Annotated in this window: 21 protein-coding genes and 2 riboswitches; of the genes, 7 read left to right on the top strand and 14 right to left on the bottom strand. The window is 50.6% G+C overall.

The genetic code is table 11. The annotated features are described in order from the left end of the window. Positions 1 to 43: 43 nt before the first annotated feature. The 5 genes from ACZ2GZ_RS01795 to ACZ2GZ_RS01775 all read right to left on the bottom strand — a co-directional run bounded on the left by ACZ2GZ_RS01795 (position 44) and on the right by ACZ2GZ_RS01775 (position 3,920). The gene (locus ACZ2GZ_RS01795; RefSeq protein WP_470295428.1) at positions 44 to 1,117 is read right to left on the bottom strand and encodes a threonine aldolase family protein; all 1,074 of its coding nucleotides are present in this window, start codon (positions 1,115 to 1,117) and stop codon (positions 44 to 46) included. Positions 1,118 to 1,166: 49 nt separating this feature from the next. Further along, entirely contained in the window at positions 1,167 to 2,150 is a 984-nt protein-coding gene (locus tag ACZ2GZ_RS01790) for a zinc-binding dehydrogenase (protein ID WP_470295427.1), read from the bottom strand. A 58-nt stretch (positions 2,151 to 2,208) separates the two neighbouring features. Continuing rightward, positions 2,209 to 2,466, bottom strand: coding sequence for a hypothetical protein (locus ACZ2GZ_RS01785; RefSeq protein WP_029594602.1), 258 nt, complete (start codon positions 2,464 to 2,466; stop codon positions 2,209 to 2,211). Between the two features lie 29 nt (positions 2,467 to 2,495). Continuing rightward, positions 2,496 to 3,386, bottom strand: a complete 891-nt coding sequence (locus ACZ2GZ_RS01780) for an acyl-ACP desaturase (protein ID WP_029594601.1) — start codon at positions 3,384 to 3,386, stop codon at positions 2,496 to 2,498. Between the two features lie 153 nt (positions 3,387 to 3,539). Next, positions 3,540 to 3,920, bottom strand: a complete 381-nt coding sequence (locus tag ACZ2GZ_RS01775; protein WP_029594600.1) for a VOC family protein — start codon at positions 3,918 to 3,920, stop codon at positions 3,540 to 3,542. A gap of 79 nt (positions 3,921 to 3,999) precedes the next feature. Between ACZ2GZ_RS01775 and ACZ2GZ_RS01770 the strand changes: the two genes are divergently transcribed. Further along, a complete protein-coding gene (locus ACZ2GZ_RS01770) occupies positions 4,000 to 4,485 on the top strand; it encodes a GNAT family N-acetyltransferase (RefSeq protein WP_470295426.1) in 486 nt (161 codons plus the stop codon). Between the two features lie 9 nt (positions 4,486 to 4,494). Here ACZ2GZ_RS01770 and ACZ2GZ_RS01765 read toward each other — a convergent pair whose 3' ends face one another. Genes ACZ2GZ_RS01765 through mtnK form a run of 5 tightly spaced genes read right to left on the bottom strand, consistent with a single transcriptional unit; the run spans position 4,495 to position 10,122 of the window. Then, positions 4,495 to 5,496 (bottom strand): ABC transporter permease, encoded by a 1,002-nt coding sequence (locus ACZ2GZ_RS01765; RefSeq protein WP_051627667.1) that lies wholly within the window; start codon positions 5,494 to 5,496, stop codon positions 4,495 to 4,497. A gap of 1 nt (position 5,497) precedes the next feature. After that, positions 5,498 to 6,871 (bottom strand): sugar ABC transporter ATP-binding protein, encoded by a 1,374-nt coding sequence (locus tag ACZ2GZ_RS01760; protein WP_470295425.1) that lies wholly within the window; start codon positions 6,869 to 6,871, stop codon positions 5,498 to 5,500. Continuing rightward, positions 6,871 to 7,947, bottom strand: a complete 1,077-nt coding sequence (locus ACZ2GZ_RS01755; protein WP_408584163.1) for a sugar ABC transporter substrate-binding protein — start codon at positions 7,945 to 7,947, stop codon at positions 6,871 to 6,873. The genes ACZ2GZ_RS01760 and ACZ2GZ_RS01755 overlap by 1 nt, the downstream gene beginning before the upstream one ends. Continuing rightward, positions 7,940 to 8,974, bottom strand: coding sequence for an S-methyl-5-thioribose-1-phosphate isomerase (gene mtnA, locus ACZ2GZ_RS01750; RefSeq protein WP_470295424.1), 1,035 nt, complete (start codon positions 8,972 to 8,974; stop codon positions 7,940 to 7,942). The genes ACZ2GZ_RS01755 and mtnA overlap by 8 nt, the downstream gene beginning before the upstream one ends. Then, positions 8,971 to 10,122 carry an S-methyl-5-thioribose kinase gene (gene mtnK / locus ACZ2GZ_RS01745; protein ID WP_470295423.1) on the bottom strand — a complete coding sequence of 384 codons (1,152 nt, stop codon included), beginning with the start codon at positions 10,120 to 10,122 and terminating at the stop codon, positions 8,971 to 8,973. The genes mtnA and mtnK overlap by 4 nt, the downstream gene beginning before the upstream one ends. Before the next feature lie 81 nt (positions 10,123 to 10,203). Then, a riboswitch (SAM riboswitch) is annotated at positions 10,204 to 10,306 on the bottom strand. Between the two features lie 205 nt (positions 10,307 to 10,511). Continuing rightward, positions 10,512 to 10,613, top strand: a riboswitch (SAM riboswitch). A gap of 69 nt (positions 10,614 to 10,682) precedes the next feature. On the opposite strand from mtnK, the gene ACZ2GZ_RS01740 reads away from it, so the two are divergent. From ACZ2GZ_RS01740 to ACZ2GZ_RS01725, 4 genes are read left to right on the top strand one after another with little or no spacing between them, the layout of a single operon-like run. After that, entirely contained in the window at positions 10,683 to 11,840 is a 1,158-nt protein-coding gene (locus ACZ2GZ_RS01740) for a 2,3-diketo-5-methylthiopentyl-1-phosphate enolase (RefSeq protein WP_470295422.1), read from the top strand. Beyond that, on the top strand, positions 11,837 to 12,487 hold the full coding sequence (locus tag ACZ2GZ_RS01735) for a 2-hydroxy-3-keto-5-methylthiopentenyl-1-phosphate phosphatase (RefSeq protein ID WP_470295421.1): 651 nt from the start codon (positions 11,837 to 11,839) through the stop codon (positions 12,485 to 12,487). The genes ACZ2GZ_RS01740 and ACZ2GZ_RS01735 overlap by 4 nt, the downstream gene beginning before the upstream one ends. Continuing rightward, on the top strand, positions 12,484 to 13,101 hold the full coding sequence (locus ACZ2GZ_RS01730; protein WP_021066015.1) for a methylthioribulose 1-phosphate dehydratase: 618 nt from the start codon (positions 12,484 to 12,486) through the stop codon (positions 13,099 to 13,101). The genes ACZ2GZ_RS01735 and ACZ2GZ_RS01730 overlap by 4 nt, the downstream gene beginning before the upstream one ends. A 13-nt stretch (positions 13,102 to 13,114) precedes the next feature. Continuing rightward, complete coding sequence (locus tag ACZ2GZ_RS01725) at positions 13,115 to 13,648, top strand: 1,2-dihydroxy-3-keto-5-methylthiopentene dioxygenase (RefSeq protein WP_021066014.1); 534 nt, start codon at positions 13,115 to 13,117, stop codon at positions 13,646 to 13,648. Positions 13,649 to 13,684: 36 nt separating this feature from the next. Here the strand turns inward: ACZ2GZ_RS01725 and ACZ2GZ_RS01720 are convergent, their stop codons facing one another. Then, complete coding sequence (locus tag ACZ2GZ_RS01720) at positions 13,685 to 14,518, bottom strand: TerC family protein (RefSeq protein WP_470295420.1); 834 nt, start codon at positions 14,516 to 14,518, stop codon at positions 13,685 to 13,687. Between the two features lie 292 nt (positions 14,519 to 14,810). Then, positions 14,811 to 16,172 carry a MocR-like pyridoxine biosynthesis transcription factor PdxR gene (pdxR, locus tag ACZ2GZ_RS01715; protein ID WP_470295419.1) on the bottom strand — a complete coding sequence of 454 codons (1,362 nt, stop codon included), beginning with the start codon at positions 16,170 to 16,172 and terminating at the stop codon, positions 14,811 to 14,813. Between the two features lie 92 nt (positions 16,173 to 16,264). Here pdxR and ACZ2GZ_RS01710 point away from each other — a divergent pair, with 92 nt between their 5' ends. Continuing rightward, positions 16,265 to 16,837 (top strand): GNAT family N-acetyltransferase, encoded by a 573-nt coding sequence (locus ACZ2GZ_RS01710; RefSeq protein ID WP_404582651.1) that lies wholly within the window; start codon positions 16,265 to 16,267, stop codon positions 16,835 to 16,837. Between the two features lie 183 nt (positions 16,838 to 17,020). On the opposite strand, the gene ACZ2GZ_RS01705 is transcribed toward ACZ2GZ_RS01710, so the two are convergent. Both ACZ2GZ_RS01705 and ACZ2GZ_RS01700 read right to left on the bottom strand, forming a co-directional pair. After that, positions 17,021 to 17,749 (bottom strand): MerR family transcriptional regulator, encoded by a 729-nt coding sequence (locus tag ACZ2GZ_RS01705; RefSeq protein ID WP_470295418.1) that lies wholly within the window; start codon positions 17,747 to 17,749, stop codon positions 17,021 to 17,023. Positions 17,750 to 17,808: 59 nt separating this feature from the next. Continuing rightward, positions 17,809 to 18,669: an Hsp33 family molecular chaperone HslO gene (locus ACZ2GZ_RS01700; protein ID WP_470295417.1), complete on the bottom strand. Its 861-nt coding sequence runs from the start codon at positions 18,667 to 18,669 to the stop codon at positions 17,809 to 17,811. Between the two features lie 439 nt (positions 18,670 to 19,108). Here ACZ2GZ_RS01700 and folE2 point away from each other — a divergent pair, with 439 nt between their 5' ends. Next, positions 19,109 to 20,017, top strand: a complete 909-nt coding sequence (gene folE2 / locus ACZ2GZ_RS01695; protein ID WP_021066012.1) for a GTP cyclohydrolase FolE2 — start codon at positions 19,109 to 19,111, stop codon at positions 20,015 to 20,017. Positions 20,018 to 20,045 lie beyond the last annotated feature (28 nt).

Genomic DNA, 20,045 nt, shown 5'->3' with positions numbered 1-20,045 from the left:
AAATCTGAAAAGTGGCGACACGAATTAACGATACTCTCAATACTCACCGAAGTTCCGCCGGGTCTTCTAATAACGTGAACAAGCGTATAAGTTGGTTAGACTCAATCTCTCCGTACGCATCCCCGATACTGATCTCGGTCGAACAATAGCCATCCTGCGGTACGAGATAGCCAGTGATACCGATTCCAGTCGCATCTTGAACGGCACGAATCCGGGCCGCGACCTCATCCACTTCTCCTTTAACATGAAGGTGGAACATATTCGTCACCGGGACGTTCGGTGTCGTCCATACCCCATCGAGCGCGTTGAACCGATGCGCGAGCGCTTTGGCTTGTTCATAGTACGTGCCCATCTTGTCTTTCCGCAATTCATAGTAATAGTCGGCCGGGATGATGTACGGATACAATCCAATCAAATCCCCGCCATACCGCCGTTTCCACACTCTCGCCTCGGTACAGAACGGTTTCGGTCCGGCCAAGATGGCGCCGGCGATGCCGCCGATGCCTTTGTAGAACGAGACGTAGACGCTGTCGAACAGCGCGCATATTTCTTCCGCGGTCTTCTCATAATAGGGGAGCGTCTCGAGCAAGCGTGCTCCATCGAGATGCAGACGAATCCCCCGCTCCCGACACAAGTGACTGATCGCCTCAAGTTCATCGAATGGTGGCAAGTAGCCCCCGAGTTCCCGTTGTGGCAACTCGATCAACAGGCAGGCGACGTCCGGCAACGCCTGTACTTCCTTGAGCGTCATCAACCGCTTGTTATCTCCGATTAAGATTGGCTCAAGGTGATGTAACTCCTTCAACCCGTCCTGTTCATGAATCTCTAAGTGACAGAGCGGATGATAGGCGACGTTTCGATTACCGGTCTCGTCCGCCCAAATCCGTAACGCAATCTGTTGTGCCATCGTGCCGCTCGGAAAGAATATCGCGTCTTCCATGCCGAGTTCTTGCGCCATTTTTTGCTCGAAGCGTTCGATGACCTCGCCCGTCCCGTAGTGGTCGCTCGCTTGATTCGGATCGACTTCGGCGAACGACTGTTGCAAGACGCCGACGTTCCGTCGGCCGTGACCGCTCAGTTGATGCGACGTCTGTTGATACGATGTCCGTAAATCCATGTCATTCCCTCCACAACAAGCCCCCTGTCCATAGACAGGAGGCCATCAGTTAGTCGCGCATGCGGACGATTAATTTACCGCGTACTTTGCGTGTTTGCAGTTGGTCAAGACCGTCTTTCAGTCGTTCGAACGGCAAGACGTCCGTGACGAGGTCGTTCAACTCGCCCGCCTCGAGCAACTTCATCAATTCTTCGGCCATATATGCCAAGTTGCGGATGGCGCGCTCATCCTCACTCGCATGGGCTGCGCCGAGAGCGACTTCATGGATGGATGGTGACAACGTAAACCCTTTCACGTCCGACGTATCCGGCGGACCGGCGATATAGGCGAGCTGTCCGCTGAACGCGAGCCGATCGAGGTCCGCCGTCGCCACATCACGTCCGACCGTATTCAAGATGAGGTCGACCCCGCGGCCGTCAGTTTCTTCTAAAATCCGTGCCGTCACATCTTCCGTGTTATAGTCGATGGCGACATCGGCACCAAGTTCTTTCACCCAGTCAAAATTATCCGGCGACGCCGTCGTGAACACCTTGAGACCGAGCTTCTTCGCAAGTTGAATCGCATAGCCACCGACTCCGCCCGCACCAGCATGGACGAGAATCGTCTCCTTGTCGCGCGTGTTCAGTTTCTGCATGATGGCCTCATATGCCGTCATCCCGGCACAAAGGATGGCCGCTGCTGCCTCGTCGCTCACTTCCGATGGCACGACGAGGGCACAAGCACGCGCATCGACGACCGCGTACTCGGCAAAGCCGCCGTGGTTTCCGAGACTCGTATGGACGGCGACTCGTGAACCGGTAATGATATTGGCGAGGCTCGAACCGACTTCGACGACTTCCCCGACGAGGTCGACCCCGAGAATATGTGGGTACGACCAATTTGGGTTGCCGTTCGTACCGACTTTATAGTCGACCGGGTTCAATGCGACCGCTTCGACTTTGATGAGTAGTTCGCCCGCACCTGGTGTCGGACGTTCTATCTCACCGACGTGGAGATGTTCAAGTCCTGGTTGATCGAGTAACCATGCTTTCATGCTCAATACGCTCCTTCCGAAGACATCAGCTCATGACGTCTTCATAAATAGTGTTGAGTCATTTAATTTCGATTTCAAGAATAGCCTCGATTTCTTGTTCAATCTCTTTATTCACTAATTGGGAACGTTTTTTTCTCAATTCAAGATCCATTTCTTTATCAATGAAATGATTCGTATGGGTGTCAAAACAATTAAAACAAATCGAGTAAAAGTCTTTTTTCTCTTGTTTTAAGAAATCAAATTCCCACGTTTCAAGTTCTAAATAACTCACTTGATCATTCGTTTCTTTTCCACATAATTCGCAATTCGTCTTCATGATAAAAACCCCCTTTCGCATATCTACTTTTATTTATTTCTTAGCTGACGGTCTTTAATTCTTTTTAGACGTCCATGATATTTCATGATATTCGCTTGTGATTGTTTAGCTTCTTCGCTCGTAGGTTGTAGGTTGGCGATATCCCAGTATTTAACGACCACATCCAATACTTGATCAAAGTATTGTAACGGTCCATAGTTCGCATCAATGGCAATGGTTTTCATTCTCTCGTTAAAGTCTGGCATAACGGCACCTGGCATCGAGAAATTAATAATTACATTCTCAAAATAAACAATGAAATTCGGATCAAGTTCAAGATGTGCTTTCACGGTATCGCGATAGAAGGCATAATGAAGCGCTTCATCTTTCGCTAAACGTCGAAGTAACGTTGCTAAGTCTTTGTCGTGGGCACCCGCAATCCTCGCTACATTATTATAAAAAACTAATGTAGCTAACTCTTGCAGAGAAGTATAAGCCATTGTCGCTAAAGGGTTGGTGAAGTCTGGGAACCATCCGCTTTCAACGACTCGTTTTCTTAATTCATGCAATCTTGTGGGATTTACGTTTCGTGTCACCAACAAATACGTTTCAAGTAAGTTAGAGTGCTGATCTTCTTCAGCCGTCCAAGTACGTACGAAATCATTTATTACTTCCATTGAATTTTTAAATGTATAATCCAAATGCGAAGTATACCAAGGTAAATTTACTTCTGTAAGTAAGGCTGTTTCTACCGCAATAATGACACCTTCTGGAAGAGTTACTTGACTCTCATCCCAAGGAACTCTTTTAAAGGACATGGCCTTGTCCCATGGAATAAATTCGTGATAACTCCAATCAATGTTTGCAGATCGTTCCTTATGTAATTGATATAATTCTTTAATACGCGGTTCTAATCGCAAATCCAAATCTGAATTTAACATGATTTTTTCCCCTTTAGTCGTTTTTTTAACTTTAAATCATTTAAATTTTTTTAACAAAGAATATGGCGTGGTCATCAAGTGGGAAAAATTAATTTTAATTAAAAACAGCACCACCGATTGCTCAATATATCTAACAATCGGAGTGCCGTTCGATCAGGCTGCGAATAGACTGATGAGGTTTCCGTCCGGGTCGATGACGATGGCGTAACGTTGCCCCCAAAACGCATCCCACGGTTCCCGATGCGAGGCATAGCCGTGCTCGACGATTGCCTCATAGCGCGCATCTAGCTCCTCCCGACTGTCGCATAAGAAGGCGAGTTCGACCCGATGCCCCGTCGCCGGTCTCCATTCCCCATACACCGATTCGGCCACTTCGACCGTGTCGAAGGCGAGTCGGACACCGCCGTCATCGACCTCGACGTGCGCTTCCCCATCCATCGCTTTCGGGATCGATAGACCGAGCATCCGATAAAAGTCGAGCGCCCGCGTCATGTCTTCGACGACGATGCCAATCATATCTAACTTGATTCCCATAAGATCACCCCAGTTTCCAAGTTGATGGTACTATGATGAGTGTAGCACTACATCCTGCTCGTGAAACGGGGAAATTCACATGACTCATCAATTCACTGTCTTGACCCAGCCACAGGCCGAAACGATTGCCTATGCGTGGCACTATGAAGGCGATTATGCGTTCTATAACATGGAAGCTGACGAGGAAGACTTAGCCGAATTTTTAGACGCCGCACAGCGTGGACAGTCCGTGTTCGCCGTCGCGTCTGATGGTGAATTGATCGGTTTCGTGAGCGTCGCGCAAACAGATGCCGAGACGGTCGATCTCGGCCTCGGCATGAAGCCTGATTTGACCGGGAATGGGAGCGGACGAGCGTTCGTCACATCGATTCTCGACTTCGTCAACACAACATACTCGCCTCATCGCATCACCTTGTCCGTCGCCGCCTTCAACGTACGGGCGATCCGTGTCTATGAGACGTGCGGTTTCAAACAGACCGGTTCGTTTCAACAATCGACGAACGGGAGCACGTTCGCCTTCATCCAGATGGAACGTCAAGAAAGTCCTCAGAACCAACCGTTCTGAGGACTTTTCCTATGTGAGCTGTTTCTTTTGGATGTATGACAAACCGAGCGCCGCAATCAAAATCGCCCCTTTGACGATATCTTGGGCATAATACGGCACGTCCCACATCGTCAGTCCGTTCAACAAAATCCCAATCAAGATGGCACCAATCAACGTACCGACGACGTTCGGTCGTCCGGTCCCGAAGACGGCGTAGCCGATGTAGGCGGCTGCGACGGCGTCCATCAAGAGTGGTGCGCCGGCCGATACTTGTCCGGTGCCGATGCGCGACGCCAAAATGATGCCGCCGATGGCCGCAAAGAGACCACTCAACACGTAAGCGTACAGCTTAATCCGTGTGACGGCGATGCCGGAGCGGCGGGCCGCCTCGACGTTCGAGCCGACGTAATAAAACTCACGTCCCGTCTTCGAATACGTCAAAAACAGATGGGCCCCGGCGAAGAAAAGAATCATCAAAATGGCGACGAATGGGATTGGGCCGATCGAGCCTTGGCCGATGAAGAGGAACGACGGGATGAACCGTCCGGGTGCCGTCCCTCCTTCAATCGGCATGTTGTCGTAAATCGAGAATCCTTTCGTATACGTCAATTGGACCCCGTTGATGACGTACATGATGGCGAGCGTCGCGAGCAAGTCCGGTAACCGGAACTTGATCGTCACGAGTGCGTTCAAGAGCCCGACGAGCACACCGAGCGCAATCGGGACGAGCAAAGCGACGAGCAGTTCTTGACTATGTAACACGAGGCTTGACGCCGCCCCAATTGTCGCTAGGCTCGCCGTTGAGCCGACCGATAAGTCGAACCCGCCGACGATGAGCGAGAACGTCACCCCGAGGGCGAGCAGCGAGACGATTGACACGGACTTGATGATGTCGCTGAAGTTCGCGTACGTCAAAAACTGGTCGTTCGTCACACCGAAGACGGCGATGAGTGCGAGAATCGCGAACAGTGTCCCATATTGACCGATGCCACTGAAGCGTTTCGTGCGTTGTTTTAAGACGAGTTGGGCCATGTTAGACGCCTCCTTTCTGTTGCCAACGGCCGCGGTCGAGCCAAAGCGTCCGGTTGGCGACCAATTCTAATTCATGCGGTTCGCTCGATGTGAAGATGACGGTTTTCCCGTCTTTGGCGAGGCGGGTGACGAGTTCATAAATGTCCCGTTTCGCCGTCACGTCGACGCCTTTCGTCGGTTCGTCGAGCAGATAGACGTCCCGGTCCTCGAGGAGCCATTTGCTGAGGACGATCTTCTGTTGATTCCCCCCGCTCAGCTCCCGGACCGGTTGCCCGACCTGGTCGTATGTCACTCGCAGCGAGGCCAATACACGTGTGATCGCGTTCTCCTTCCCTTCAATCGCGAGGACGTTCCGTTCAATCGAATCGTCGAGGAAAAGCCCCTGTTTCCGGCGTTCTTCTGGTACGAGGGCAAATCCGGACCGGACCGCCTGACGCGGTTCACGAATCTTGAGCGGTTTCCCGTCCAACGTCACTTGTTGTTCGACGCCAGAGAGACCGAATAGCGCCTCAATCAACTCCGTCTTCCCGCTCCCGGTGACGCCGCCGATGCCGACGACTTCGCCTTTATACGCCGTGAACGAAAGCCTCGTCCCGAACGTCGGTAACGTGAGGTCTGCCTGAATCCGGATCTCGGTTTCAGGAACGGCTTTCTCTACCGCCTCTGCCATGTCAGATCCGCTCAAATACGTATGGATATCCCGTTCTGACAACGCCTGAAACGGCCCTTCGTAAGCGATGCGCCCATCCCGGAGGAACGTCGTCGTCGTGGTGATGCGCGACAGTTCGTCCGATCGATGGGTGATGAGAAGAATGCCGACGTCCTCTGCTGCGAGCGACTGCAGTAATGTGAGCAGTGCCGCCGCATCATCCGTCGACAAGGCGGCCGTCGGTTCGTCGAGCAAGAGGTAGGCCGCATCACTCGCGAGCGAACGGGCAATCAAGACACGTTGTTTGACACTGAGCGGGAAACGCCCGACCGGTTCGGTCACGTCAATCTCTAGCCCGACACGTTCCAAGTAGGCAGCCGCTCGCTGTTTTAGTTCGCGAGGACGAATCCGCTCGACCGCCTGCCACGGCACGACGTTCTCATAAATCGGTAAATCGAGATAGAGCGCGTCATCGACTTCTTGCGACACCGTGATGACCCCGCGGCGAATCGCCTCGGCCGGTGTGAATGTGACCGCCGTTTCGTCGAGTTCGACCGTCCCGGACGTCGGGATGATGGCGCCACTCAACAGCTTCACGAGCGTACTCTTTCCGGCCCCGTTCAATCCAAGCAATCCATGAATCTCGCCACGTCGGAGCGTGAAGCTGACATCGTCGAGCACGGTGACGTCGCCATAGCGTTTCGTGACGCGTTCGAGCCGTAACATCAGTCCGTCCCTTTCATCCAGTCCGACCAGGCCGCGTCTGATGCGCCCCAGTTCGGGACGTATTGACCGAGGTCGTCCATCGTCACTTTCTCGTCCGGCAAGACGTCACGATTGACGAGATACGGGTCGACCGAATGAATCGACGGCGTCTCTTCACCCGCTAATTTTTGATACGCATAACGGACTTGGATCCGTCCGATTTCAGCCGGGTCGGTCGCCGCCGTCACTTTCCACGGGCTACCGTCCTCTTGCATGAGTTGAAGGTCTTCGTCACTCAAATCGATGCCATAGACGGCGATTTCATCACGTCCAGCTTGTTTGATGGCACGGCTCGCACCCTTAGCGAACTCGTCCCACATCGCGAATACGGCATCAATCTCGCCTTCCGGATACTTCTTCAAAATCGCTTCCATCTGGCTCTGTGTGTCGAGCGCCGTATTGTTCGTCGCCGAACCGAACTTGGCGACTTCCGTAATGCCCGGGTAGCGTTTCAAGAACGCATCATAAATCGTGTGGCGTCGTTCCATCGGTGTGAAGCCACCGACCCAAATCGTGACGATGTTGCCTTCGCCGTCCAAATCTTCGGCGAGTGCCTTGAGCGAACGCCAAGCGAGTGAATAGTCGTCCTGGTCGATGACCGTCACCCCGTCGTTCGTCAAATCGTTGTCGAACGCGACGACTTTGATGCCTTTGTCGAGTGCGCGTTGGACCGGTTCTTTCAACGCATCGGCGCGACCATGGTCAATCAAGATGACATCGACGCCTTGCGTCGTCGCCGTGTCGACGTAACTCGCCATCTTCGACAGATCGTTGTCGGCGTTGTACACTTTCACGTTGCCGCCGAACGATTCGACTTGTTCCGTCACCCCGTTAATATACTGCGACGAGAACGTCCCAATCGACATTTGCATAATCAAGGCGACGTCGATCTCTTTCGGCAACGTCCCGTTCGAGACCGAGACGGGCTTGGTCTCTGCCGTCTTCTCGGCTGGCTTCGATGGGGCCGCTTGCTCGTTCGTGCAACCGACGAGCGCCAAGACGAATGTGAATAACAAAATCAATAGTTTTTTAGACATGAATCGTTCCCCCTACATGATGTGTGATGGCGGCCTCTGTCGGTTCGAACACACCCGCCTCGGTGATGAGTCCAGTGATGAAGTCGGGCGTCGTGACGTCGAACGCCGGATTGAAGACGGTGATACCGACGGGCGCCGTCGGTTGACCACCGATATGTGTGACTTCTGACGGATTCCGCTCCTCGATTTCAATCGTGTCATCCGCCGTCAAATCGAACGTCGAATGCGGCGCCGCGACGTAGAACGGAATGCCGTAATGCTTGGCGAGGACGGCGAGCTGCAACGTCCCGATTTTATTGGCGACGTGACCCGTCCGTGTGATGCGGTCGGCTCCGACGATGATCGCGTCGACTCGTTTCGACTGAATCGTCCAAGCCGCCATATTGTCCGTGATGAGCGTCACGTCGATATCGGCCCGATCGAGCTCCCAGACAGTGAGGCGTGCCCCTTGCAGGAGCGGTCGCGTCTCACAGGCGAAGACGTTGAAGGATACACCTCGTTCTTTTCCGACGTAAAACGGTGCGAGCGCCGTACCGTAACGCGATGTCGCGATGGCACCGGCGTTGCAAATCGTTAACACGTTCCCCCCGGCCGGCAACACCGTCAGTGCATGCTCGCCGATGGCCCGGTACGTATCGACGTCCCGGTCGTACAAAGCGATGGCGCGGCGTTTGATTTCCTCGGCAATCGCCTCAAAGTCATCCCCGACATTTAAATCAAGGAGCGATTCAATCACGTTTTGCAGATTGACAGCTGTCGGCCGGGTCGCAATCAAGCGGCGTCCGACGAGGTCGAGCCGACGCGTGAAGTCCGGGTCATCGATTAACCGGCCCGCCTCTTTGGCGAGGACGAACGCCCCGAAGTAAGCGATGGCCGGGGCGCCGCGGACTTGGAGCGTCTCGATGGCATGTTCGGCCTGTTCAAGCGTCTCGATTGTCACGTAACGCTCTTCGTGCGGCAACAACGTCTGATCCAATAGGATGAGTTCATCTGTCTGTGGATGGAAACGGATGTTTTGGACCGTCATACGCGCACCCCCGACAGGAGTGTCACCAAGTCGTCAATCGATTCGACGCTGTGGCGTTCTTTAATGAGCGCCGTCCCGAGGGCGAGCGCGTCACGTTTTCGTTCGAGCCGCGTCGCTTCCGGCAATGTCTCGAGATCGGCGACACCGGCCAGTCCGACGGCACGGCGAATGAGTTCGCAACCGGCGTAGCCGATCGTGTCGCTGAAGACTGTCCGCAACAACTCGTCGACGAAACCATCCGTATTGAACGGCTCGACGGCGCGCTCAAAATTGGCCCGAAACGTCTTCTCGAACGTCTCCCACACCGTCAAGACGTCCGTGAAACGCTCGAAGCGTTTGAGCGGGTCATGGAACGTCGACAGCGTCAAATGGGCGATGATTTGGCCGAGGTCGAAGCCGAACGGTCCGTAAAATGCGAACTCTGGATCGATGATTTTCGTCTCTTGTTGAGTCGCGAAGATGCTACCCGTATGTAAGTCTCCATGCAGGAGTGCCTCATGTTTCGTGACAAACCCGACTTTCAATTTCGTCACCTCGATCTTGAGCGCCTGGTCTTGCCAAAGGCGTTCGACATCTGCTCGCAGCGCCGTCTCGATGTTGTTCGACTCCGCGTCTTTGAACGGATCGGTGAAGATGAGCTTCTCGGTGATGTCACACAGTTCCGGGTTGTAATAGTCACGTTCAATCCGCTTCTTCGCGATCGGTCCAGCTGCGTAATCCGACGTCGCAAACAGCGTCTCGCCCAAAAATTCACCGACATGACGGGCGAGTTCCGGGTAGCTCTCCCCGTTCAAATAGCCGGTGCGGACAATCTCATAATCAGATAGATCTTCTATAATCGTGTAAGCGAGTGTCCGGTCGCTGCCAAGGACAGCCGGGACGAATCGAGGCGCGACAGTCGCAAACTCACGGAGTGCCAACTGTTCAATCCATGCCCGCTCGAGCGTGAGCGGCCAGCTCTCACCGACGACTTTGGCGTATGGGAGCGCTTGTTTGACGATCAGGCGCTGTTCGCCTTGGCGAATCCGAAAGACGAGATTCAAGTTGCCGTCCCCGATCTCCTCGCACTCGGCGATTCCTTCTTGCAAGTATCCTAATTGACGGACGTGCTCGACGACGGTCTGTTCTGTAAATGGTTGATATGACATGATGTTTTCCCCTTCCTGTACGTTGCCCACAAAAAAAGCCCCTTTCTCCGCGAGAAAGAGGCACAGCCAAAATGGTTGTTCCTCTCATCTGTCAGACATTCGTCTGGTGGATGTAGCACCGTGCCTAGTGGTCGGTTGCTGCGGCGTCATCGGGCCAATTCCCTCTGCCAACTCGCGATAAGAGTGTGTTATTCGATTCGGTGAACTTATGTGATGAATATTACGGACTCGACGTCACGATTGTCAACGTCATTTTCTCGACGCAACTCCGTCTTTTTTTGTGCATATATGGAAACAACTTCCCAAAATATTTTTTTTGGAAAAAAAGGAATTGACGACATGATGATTCTGTGCAAAAATTCAATTAAATTTCACAACTTCAAATCACATTCTTATCAAGAGCAGACGGAGGGACGAGCCCGATGATGTCGCAGCAACCGACCAGAGATGGCACGGTGCTAATTCTTGCAGCGAAAGCTGAGAGATAAGAGTTCATTTTTTATGATGACCTCTTGCCTCGGCATGGGGTCATTTTTTGTTTGCCTGGAAGGAGGAACCATATGAGTATCACTGCCACATATGAAATCAAACGAACGGACGCGGTCGCGACCGTCGCCGACAAAATCGCCCTCGAGCTGACCGTCGGTACTTGGACGGAGCTACCTCACTTAGAGCAAGAGCAGTTACAGGCGTACCGGGGTGAGGTCGTGTCGACGACACATACGGATACGACGAGCCGCTTCACAATCCGCTACCCGTTACATAATGTCAGCCCTGACTTTTCATCCATCTTGACGACGACGTTCGGGAAACTGTCCCTCGACGATTCGATTCGGTTAATTGATTTGACGTTGCCCGAGACGCTCGCCCCTCATTTCAAAGGCGCCAAGTTCGGGGTCACTGGAATTCGCGATTTACTCGGTGTTCATGATCGCCCGCTCGTCATGAGCATCTTCAAAGGTGTCATCGGCCGTGACCTCGCGTTTCTCGAGCAGCAACTCCGCGATCAGTTCGCCGGAGGCATCGATATCGTCAAAGACGACGAGATTTTATACGACAACCCGCTCACCCCATCGCTCGAACGGGCCCGGATCGGAGCGGACGTCATTCAAGCCCACTTCGAGGCGACCGGGAAACGTGTCCTCTACGCCATCACGCTGAGCGGCCCCGTGTTCGGTCTACGTGACCAGGCGCTCCGTCTTATCGAGGCAGGTGCGACAGCGCTCCTGTTCAACGTCTATACGTACGGTCTCGACGCACTGCGCGAACTCGCGAACGATCCGGATATCCACGTCCCCATCTTGGCACATCCGGCCTTTGCCGGCGCCTTGACCGGGTCAATCAGTCATTCGCTCTTACTCGGTAAACTCCCACGCCTCGCCGGGGCCGATTTAACGCTCTTCCCGTCTCCGTACGGCTCCCTCGCGACACCGCGTGAAGAGGCGTTCACGATTCGTGACCAGAGCGCCGAACCGCATTGGTCGAAACCGATTTTACCGGTCCCGTCAGCCGGGATTCATCCAGGACTCGTCGCTGATATCATTCGTGATTTCGGGACGGATGTCGTCATCAACGCCGGCGGTGGCATTCACGGACACCCGGACGGCGCAGCCGCCGGGGCTCGTGCTTTCCGACAAGCGATCGCTCACGTTCTCGGCCAAACCGAAGGACAGACGGACGAGCTCGATACCGCGTTGAAGGCGTGGGCGTCACGATGACGGTCCATATCCTGTGCGACTTCGACGGGACGATCACGGCGGAAGACAATATTATCGCGTTAATGAAGGCGTTCGCCCCGCCGGCTTGGGTCGAGTTGAAAGATGCGGTCCTCGAGCAACGGATTTCGATTCGCTCCGGTGTCGGTCAACTGTTTCAACTGTTGCCGAGCGCGGAGGCCCCGGCTTACCGTGATTATTTATTGGAGCGGATCACGCTCCGCCAAGGGTTCCCGGCATTTTTAGAACAAGTTCGGGCCCACGGCTGGAAGTTTGACGTCGTCAGCGGCGGGATGGACTTCTTCGTGCAGCCGGTCTTGGACGGGCATGTCGCCCCCGAGCATATCTACTGCAACGTCGCCGACTTCTCCGCTGAGACGGTAACCGTCGCGTGGCCACACGCTTGCGACGAACAGTGCACGAACGATTGCGGCTGTTGCAAACCGACGCTCGCTCGCCGCATCGTCAATCCCGCCGACCGCTTGATCGTCATCGGCGACTCAGTGACCGACTTCGAGGTCGCGAAGCGTGCCGACTTCGTCTATGCCCGAGGTCAACTCATCACGCTCTGCGAAGCGGCAGGCATCCGTTACGCCCCGTTCGAGACGTTCGACGACATCACCCATCACTTGAAGGAGGTGTCCGTATGAGCCTTGCGACACGTTGGCTTGAACTCGCCGACATTAAAGACGAACTCGCCGCCCGCGACTGGTTCCCCGGAACGAGTGGGAATTTGGCGATTCGCGTTTCCGACGATCCGCTCGAATTTCTCGTCACGGCGAGCGGACGCGATAAACGAAAACGAACACCGGAAGACTTTGTTCACGTCGATGCGGCCGGACGCTTGATCGGCGAACAGACAGGAAAACCATCCGCCGAGACGCTGCTCCACGTCGAAGTGTTCAATCGGACGGACGCGACGTGTTCGCTCCATGTCCATACGGTCGACAATAACGTCATCTCCGAGCTCCATGCTGCCACCGGCGAAGTCGTCTTCACCGGCCAAGAGATCATCAAGGCGCTCGGCTACTGGGACGAGGACGCGGTCGTTCGCGTGCCAATCATCGAGAACCATGCGGACATCCCGACGCTCGCGGCCGCCTTCGCCCCTCACATCCACGCAAGCGCCGGTGCCGTTCTCATCCGCAATCATGGTATCACCGTCTGGGGCGAGACCCCGGACGCGGCCAAACGCTATTTAGAGGCTTACGAATTTTTGTTCAGTTATACATTAAAACTACGCGCCCTAGGCGTCCATTCATAAGGAGGAACCAACCATGGCAACTGTCTATTTCCAACAAACCGAAGAGCGTTACGTCGATCAAACTGAAGTGAGTGCCTTTTTAGAGTCTCGCGGGATTCTGTACGAACAGTGGGACATCACAAAGCTCCCGGAAAACCTGCAAGAGAACTATCAGTTGACGGACGAGGACAAACAAGCGATTTTGTCGACGTTCCGTGACGAGATTCGCGACGTGTCGGAGCGACGTGGCTATGAGACGGCAGACGTCATCTCGTTGTCGGATGCGACGCCGAACTTGGACGAACTGCTCGTCAACTTCCAAAAGGAACATCACCACACAGATGACGAGGTCCGCTTCATCGTCAGCGGCCATGGCATCTTCGCCATCGATGACGCCGAACGTGGCTATTTCAACATCGAGCTCAACCCAGGCGACCTCATCTCGGTGCCGGTGAACACACGCCACTACTTCACGCTCCAAGACGACCGCAAAGTCGTCGCCGTCCGGATTTTCGTGACGACCGAAGGCTGGGTGCCGATTTACGAGAAGCAAGACGTGACAGCATGAAAAATGGTCTCTCGCCCAAAGGTGAGAGACCATTTTTTAATGTTTGGCAGTGGCTGTCGGTTTTGAAGAGAACCAACCCCATACCGCGATACCGACCATGACCGACCAGAAGAACACGGTCCACGCCGTCGAGTGGACGAATCCGTCCGGAAGACCCATGAATTCGAACGGTGTGCCGGCAATCAATTTCTTGAAGCCAGGGTGTTCAAGCACGAGCACCGTCAACTTCACACCGACCCAGCCGACGATGATGAAAGCAGCTGTTTCGAGTGATGGGCGTTGATGCAACAGTTTGACGAAAATTCGAGCAGCGAAACGCATCAAGATGACCCCGATGAGTCCACCTGTCAAGACGACGAAGAACTGACCAGAGTCGATCCCACCGATTTCACCGAGACCGAGTGGCGGCAAGCTGACCGCGAGCGCGACCGCTGCGAGAATCGAATCGACCGCGAAGGCGATGTCGGCAAACTCGACTTTAGCAACCGTCCACCAGAATTCTTTCTTCGTGACCGGCTTCTCTGTGACAGCCGTCTCTTCTTTCGCCTCAGCAGCGAGATCTTGTTTCGGCTCTAGCTTGCGGGCCTTATAGGTCATATACAGATGTCGTGCACTCATTCCGATCAAGTAAAGCGCACCGAGCGCCTGGACTTGCCAGACGTTGATCAAGAATGAGATTAGGAACAATGCGATGAAGCGGAAAACGAACGCTCCAAGCAAGCCGTAAAATAGTGCCTTCTTCTGTTCCGTCCGCGGCAAGTGCTTGACCATAACCGCCAAGACGAGTGCGTTGTCTGCAGAAAGTAGCCCTTCTAGACCGACGAGTACGACAATGATCCAGGCGTACTGCAGAATTAACTGCCAATCCATTAAAAACATCCCCTTTTTTGTTGTGTTCCTTCATATTTAACAGTGATCTATTTTTTAAGTTCACAGGAACATTTTATTCCCGATTCATATCGAAATCAATCTTCTTTTCTTCAATTGCTGAAGTTTTTTTATTTATGAGGACATGCAAAGTGTTACTTCTACTGTTATTTTGCGATGATTTTAACCGTTATCTTGCACTTAAAAGTGTGTGTTAGGTGACGAACGTTCGTAAAATGATTTGACACATTTACGAACGCTTGATAGATATGAAACCTATTCTTAAGACTTTAACTTAGGGACTTTTCCAGACCGATGCAAGCGATTGAATGCCCTTCCGAATTTCTCCAACACTCAAAGCCCCGTATCCGATAATCACTCGGTCGGTGGATTTGGTTTCTTGATACATATGGGATACGGCATCAACTGCAATGCCAAGCGAATGCGCCCTTGCAATTGCTTCTCGTTCCGTTAAGAAAGCAGGTAATTGAACAATGATATGCAATCCAGCCTCATCTCCTCTAACAGAAAAATCTTCTCCTAAAAATTCATCTATCGCTTCAATCAAGCACTTTCTCTTTGAGCGGTAAAGGGTTCGCATTTTGGCGATGTGCTTCTCATATCTACCTGTCTTAATGAATTCTGCAACAACTAACTGATCGATTTTGGAAACAGTGGATTTCTGCAGTGCATTGAATGCTTCATATTCTTTCACTAAAGATAAGGGGAGGACAAGATAACTGATTCGAATAGAAGGCAGTAAGGTTTTTGAGAACGTACCAAAATAAATAACTTGATTTAAAGAGTCTAAATGAGCCAACGTTGGAATGGAGGCTCCTCGGTAACGGAATTCCGAATCATAATCATCTTCCACGATGTAACTGGAAGAAGCTTTTGCCCATGTCAACAACTCAAGGCGCCTGTTGATCGACATTATGGTGCCAAGTGGATATTGGTGAGCTGGAGTTGTATAAAGAAGTGTCACTGGCTGTTTCGGTACGGTACAGCCTTCAGAATCCAACCTTAGAGGTAAAACAGGTATGTTTAATTGGTGAAAAACCGCATTTGCCCGAATAAAGCCAGGTTCCTCGATTCCTACTTTAGAAGGAATGAGGAATTGACACAGACAACTTAATTGTTGTTGAGTACCACTGAAAACATAAATTTGTTTTGCATGGCAATGCAATCCTCGGGATCGGCGCAAATAGTTTGCAATTTCGTTCCGTAATTCCGGTTCCCCTTGCCAAGCACCATTCGCAATATGGGCAGGAGCCAGAAAATTTTGATACAGGCGGTTCCAAATTTTGTATGGAAATTCTGTTGGATCAACTTGTCCGTTTCTAAAATTTAAGGACTCTTCTTTTATCGTTGGCAGTAATTCTTCTTTTTGAAGGGCAGCTTTTTCTTGGAAGGGGGCTTCAATCTCCCCTATAAAATAACCTTGTCTCTCTGTTGAATACAGGTAACCTTCACTCAGTAATTGGGCATATGCTTCCTGTACGGTAAATACACTGACATTCAATTGATTGGCTAATTCGCGTTTAGAGGGCATTCTTGAATGCGCTTTTAACTGTTGTTGTAGAATGAGCTGTTTGATGTGTTCATAAATGGCCATATATTTTGTGGTTCCCGATGGAAACGTTACTTGCAGTTCCACTCCAAACACTCCTTGGTATGTAAATTTTACTCCGAATTGGTTATGTTAAGCATACCAGAAATGAAGTGTAATGATAGAAAGGAGTGAGGGAAATGAAAACCTTAGAGAATGAAGTTGTCAAGCTAGTGCCGATGGAAATCAGTCATATAGAAGGAATCTGGGAGGCAGCGAATAACCATGAAATTTGGGAACATATGTCGGTGGATTTGACGGACAAAAGGAACGTTGCACAATATGTACAAGACGCTCAAAAAAAGAGAGCAGCTGGAACAGAGTTTGCTTTTGTGATTGTAGATATCGAGACAAAGAAGATTATTGGGGCCACCTGGTTTCTCGACATTTCCATGCCACACAAAAGATTAGAGATAGGTTCAACTTGGCTAAATCCCAAAAGTTGGCGAACGAACATCAACACCAATTGCAAGTTTTTACTGTTGACGTATTGTTTTGAAGAACTGGGATTGAATCGCGTTCAAATCAAGACAGGTCATGAAAACATCCGTTCACAACGCGCCATTGAAAGAATCGGAGCCATTAAAGAAGGGATTTTAAGGAACCACATGATTCGCAAAGAAGGAACAATTCGACATACCGTCATGTACAGTGTGACAAAAGAGGATTGGCCACAAGTCAAAGAACGCTTCCACAAGATACTAATAGATTAATAATTTATACCATATCTGTATTCGAGAACTATTTCAGTTTTGAGTTTGTAATCTAAGGATAAGGCGACCTATAAAGAGTAGTTTACATATCACGAGATTATCAGCAGTTCTCTAAAAACCAACAAAAAAAAGGAAGAGGAGAAGCTTTATAACCAGCTTTTCCTCTTCCTTTTTTCTCTAACATTACTTAGGATTCAATGCTTTATTGATGAATTGGTATAGCTCGCCATCTATTCCATGTTGCAGTTCGTTCCCTGGGTTTTCAGCGTGGAAACGCTCGGCTTGCTTACGGAAAGCCATATCGCCTTCGGAAAAGACATTCACGATGTCGTTCCATTTTTTCGCTAAATGCTGTACTTTTTCATCGGCGGGAGAAGTGCCTTTATCTTTTTCCAAACGAATTTCCATGATAAGAGCTTCAAATTCTTGTTCTGTATGCTTCAAGAACTGTTTGTCCGCATTTTCATAGCTGCTTTCCATGGTATCCAATTGCTGCTTCGAAAAGTATTTTTCCTTATTCATTTTCAGCGCCTCCATTAATTTAGTAAGTTCTGAAATCGAGAGGGTCCGATTGCTGTGTGCAGCCGATAACGCATTTTCCAACTCCGCTACTAGTTTTTGCTGAACCTCTATCTCTTTTTTGACTCGAGAAATTTGGGTTTGCAAAATCTCCGCAACGGTTTGTTCCTCCGGATTAGACAACAGAAGTTGTATTTCTTCTAACGACATTCCCATCTGCTTTAAGGACAAAATGGGCTGAAGACGGACCAAATCTGCTTTCGTGTAAAGCCGATGCCCTGACTCCGTATACTGAGAAGGAGAAAATAAGCAGATTTGATCATAATAGCGTAAAGTTCGAATCGTCAAACCCGTCAATTCTGCAACTTCTCCGACTTTCCAATGTTCCTTCATCCGCTTGGCCTCCATTTAATAATATTTCTATCCATCAACTAAAAACGAGAAATTCGAAGTTAGAAGAGTTGCTGCATCTCCTTTTGCTCGAACGTATAGGTTTTCCCGCAAATATGGCAAAAAGCTTCAATGTCTTCATTTTGTGCAATACTCCGTTTGATCTCCTCTTCACTCAGTGAATAAAGCATGCCATAAAACATTTCTTTGCTGCATCCGCAGAAAAATTGACTGGAGCTATGGCCGATAATTTTTGCATCCGTAAACAACTGGATTAACGCTTCTTCGCTGTCACTCGCTTCCTCTGTATTTAGCTTGCTGAAAATATCCGGATTGGCTTTCACAATCGTTTTCACTTCTGAAAGCAGGTCTGGTGATGCACCGGGAAGCAGTTGTGCATATAGTGCATGACTGGAAAGAAGGGAAGCTTCATTATCCAACTGAATGTCGGAATAAAGATAGGTCGGCGTCTGATCACTCTGCACAAAATAGTTGGCGATATCATCCGTGATATGTTGATTTGGCATATCGGTAATGCTGGTGAATTGATTCATCTCAGAACCCTTTATGACACGGATCATCCCAGAAGGTCCAATCAAATCTTGCATCGACTTTTCTTCTGTATCAGAAGATCTCAAAAGTTCATCGTTCAAGTATCCTCTGACATTTCCATTCGCTTCGGCTTCCGCAAAAATCTTATGGTGAGGGTTACTCAACGTTACCTGGATGCTCATGCGCTGGTTCCCTTTAAGCGTGCCAGAGAGTATGCTCATCGCTGATACCGTTTTACCCAACATGAGTTTAAGAGATTCAGGAAGTTCCTGGTTTAAGGCAAAGATGTCTCGAAGCAGCTGGGTATTATCAATAAAATATAAACGTATCTGCTCTTCGTAGATCAATGCCTTAACAATGGTATTTTCCACAATAATTCCTCCTTTTACAAAAGTAAGCTAGTTTCACTATAAGACATTACCTTACGTAAGGTTCAAGGGGTAAATACCATTTTTACAATATTTCTTTTTTAGTTAACATATGAGAGATTATTGGAAGCTTTTATAAAAGAGTTTATATTTCTAAAAACCAGTTTCTTTTTCAAGGTTACTGGTTTTTTAAAATTCTATTCAAAATTACTATTACTCTATTATTACTTACTTCTATAACCCATATAAAACTACTGATAGTTTTATATTGTAGGACGGTTTGTCAAATAAAACGCAAAATATAATTTGAAGTAACAATGCAAAGCACGTTCAAAGCATGTTCAGAGAGCAAAATGGTACCCGGTCGATGTACATTTCGTGATAAAATCCTAACAAGAACGAGTGGCAGTCATTTGCCCTCTCAAAAAAGGAGAATCCGATTATGTCTACAAGCCATGTCGCTTTACCTACTAAAGCAGAACGACATAAATTATTCGGTTCGGTCCCGCCCATCAAAGGCACGAAACCAACTGAAAAAGATAAAATGGTCGATCTACAAAACACACCAAAAAACTTCTTGTTCGCGCTTGACAGCGTCGGCATCTCAAACGTCAAACACCCAGTCAACATCGAGACGCCAGACGGCATCCAAGCGACGGTCGCCACGTTCGAGTTGACGACTTCGCTCGTCCAAGACCGTAAAGGTATCAACATGTCACGTCTGACAGAACAGCTCGACGCGTACCACACGCAAGGCTGGACGTTATCGAACCGCTCGCTCATCGAGTTCGCGCAAGAACTCGCCGAGCGCATGGAACAGACGGAAGGTCAATTGACGGTCCGTTACCCATGGTTCTTCAGCCGGAAAGCCCCGGCCACAGGTCTCAGCGGTCTCATGAATGCGGACGTCATGCACAACGTGACGTACAACCTCGAGACAGGGATGGCAAGCGTGACGGTCGGTCTCGTCATCAACGTGACAACGCTCTGCCCATGCTCGAAAGAAATCAGCGAGTACAGCGCCCACAACCAACGCGGCTACATCACGATTGAAGCCGGTCTCGATGAAGCATCGCTCGACGGTTTCGACTGGCGTCTCGCGCTTCTTGAGGCAGCTGAGTCGAACGCATCGGCCCCGCTTCACCCTGTCTTGAAACGTCCGGATGAGAAGCGTGCCACGGAAATCGCGTACGAGAACCCGCGTTTCGTCGAAGACATGGTCCGCTTGATCGCGGCTGACTTGTATGAAATGAAACAAGTCGTCAACTTCTTCGTCGAATGCCGCAACGAAGAGTCGATTCATCAGCACGATGCGATTGCCTCAATCACATTCGATAAGCGCGATAACTAAAAACGAGTGAAGCCTGTGTGGGCTTCAC

This window comes from Exiguobacterium sp. KKT215, assembly GCF_055635335.1.
The sequence above is the reverse complement of the archived record's forward strand: the minus strand, read 5'-3'. Positions and strand labels throughout refer to the sequence as shown.

Excerpts from the sequence above, each read along its gene's own strand:
- ACZ2GZ_RS01795 (WP_470295428.1), bottom strand. The coding sequence starts at position 1,117 with ATGGATTTACGGACATCGTATCAACAGACGTCGCATCAACTGAGCGGT.
- ACZ2GZ_RS01790 (WP_470295427.1), bottom strand. The coding sequence starts at position 2,150 with ATGAAAGCATGGTTACTCGATCAACCAGGACTTGAACATCTCCACGTC.
- ACZ2GZ_RS01785 (WP_029594602.1), bottom strand. The coding sequence starts at position 2,466 with ATGAAGACGAATTGCGAATTATGTGGAAAAGAAACGAATGATCAAGTG.
- ACZ2GZ_RS01780 (WP_029594601.1), bottom strand. The coding sequence starts at position 3,386 with ATGTTAAATTCAGATTTGGATTTGCGATTAGAACCGCGTATTAAAGAA.
- ACZ2GZ_RS01775 (WP_029594600.1), bottom strand. The coding sequence starts at position 3,920 with ATGGGAATCAAGTTAGATATGATTGGCATCGTCGTCGAAGACATGACG.
- ACZ2GZ_RS01770 (WP_470295426.1), top strand. The coding sequence starts at position 4,000 with ATGACTCATCAATTCACTGTCTTGACCCAGCCACAGGCCGAAACGATT.
- ACZ2GZ_RS01765 (WP_051627667.1), bottom strand. The coding sequence starts at position 5,496 with ATGGCCCAACTCGTCTTAAAACAACGCACGAAACGCTTCAGTGGCATC.
- ACZ2GZ_RS01760 (WP_470295425.1), bottom strand. The coding sequence starts at position 6,871 with ATGTTACGGCTCGAACGCGTCACGAAACGCTATGGCGACGTCACCGTG.
- ACZ2GZ_RS01755 (WP_408584163.1), bottom strand. The coding sequence starts at position 7,947 with ATGTCTAAAAAACTATTGATTTTGTTATTCACATTCGTCTTGGCGCTC.
- mtnA (WP_470295424.1), bottom strand. The coding sequence starts at position 8,974 with ATGACGGTCCAAAACATCCGTTTCCATCCACAGACAGATGAACTCATC.
- mtnK (WP_470295423.1), bottom strand. The coding sequence starts at position 10,122 with ATGTCATATCAACCATTTACAGAACAGACCGTCGTCGAGCACGTCCGT.
- ACZ2GZ_RS01740 (WP_470295422.1), top strand. The coding sequence starts at position 10,683 with ATGAGTATCACTGCCACATATGAAATCAAACGAACGGACGCGGTCGCG.
- ACZ2GZ_RS01735 (WP_470295421.1), top strand. The coding sequence starts at position 11,837 with ATGACGGTCCATATCCTGTGCGACTTCGACGGGACGATCACGGCGGAA.
- ACZ2GZ_RS01730 (WP_021066015.1), top strand. The coding sequence starts at position 12,484 with ATGAGCCTTGCGACACGTTGGCTTGAACTCGCCGACATTAAAGACGAA.
- ACZ2GZ_RS01725 (WP_021066014.1), top strand. The coding sequence starts at position 13,115 with ATGGCAACTGTCTATTTCCAACAAACCGAAGAGCGTTACGTCGATCAA.
- ACZ2GZ_RS01720 (WP_470295420.1), bottom strand. The coding sequence starts at position 14,518 with ATGGATTGGCAGTTAATTCTGCAGTACGCCTGGATCATTGTCGTACTC.
- ACZ2GZ_RS01710 (WP_404582651.1), top strand. The coding sequence starts at position 16,265 with ATGAAAACCTTAGAGAATGAAGTTGTCAAGCTAGTGCCGATGGAAATC.
- ACZ2GZ_RS01705 (WP_470295418.1), bottom strand. The coding sequence starts at position 17,749 with ATGAAGGAACATTGGAAAGTCGGAGAAGTTGCAGAATTGACGGGTTTG.
- folE2 (WP_021066012.1), top strand. The coding sequence starts at position 19,109 with ATGTCTACAAGCCATGTCGCTTTACCTACTAAAGCAGAACGACATAAA.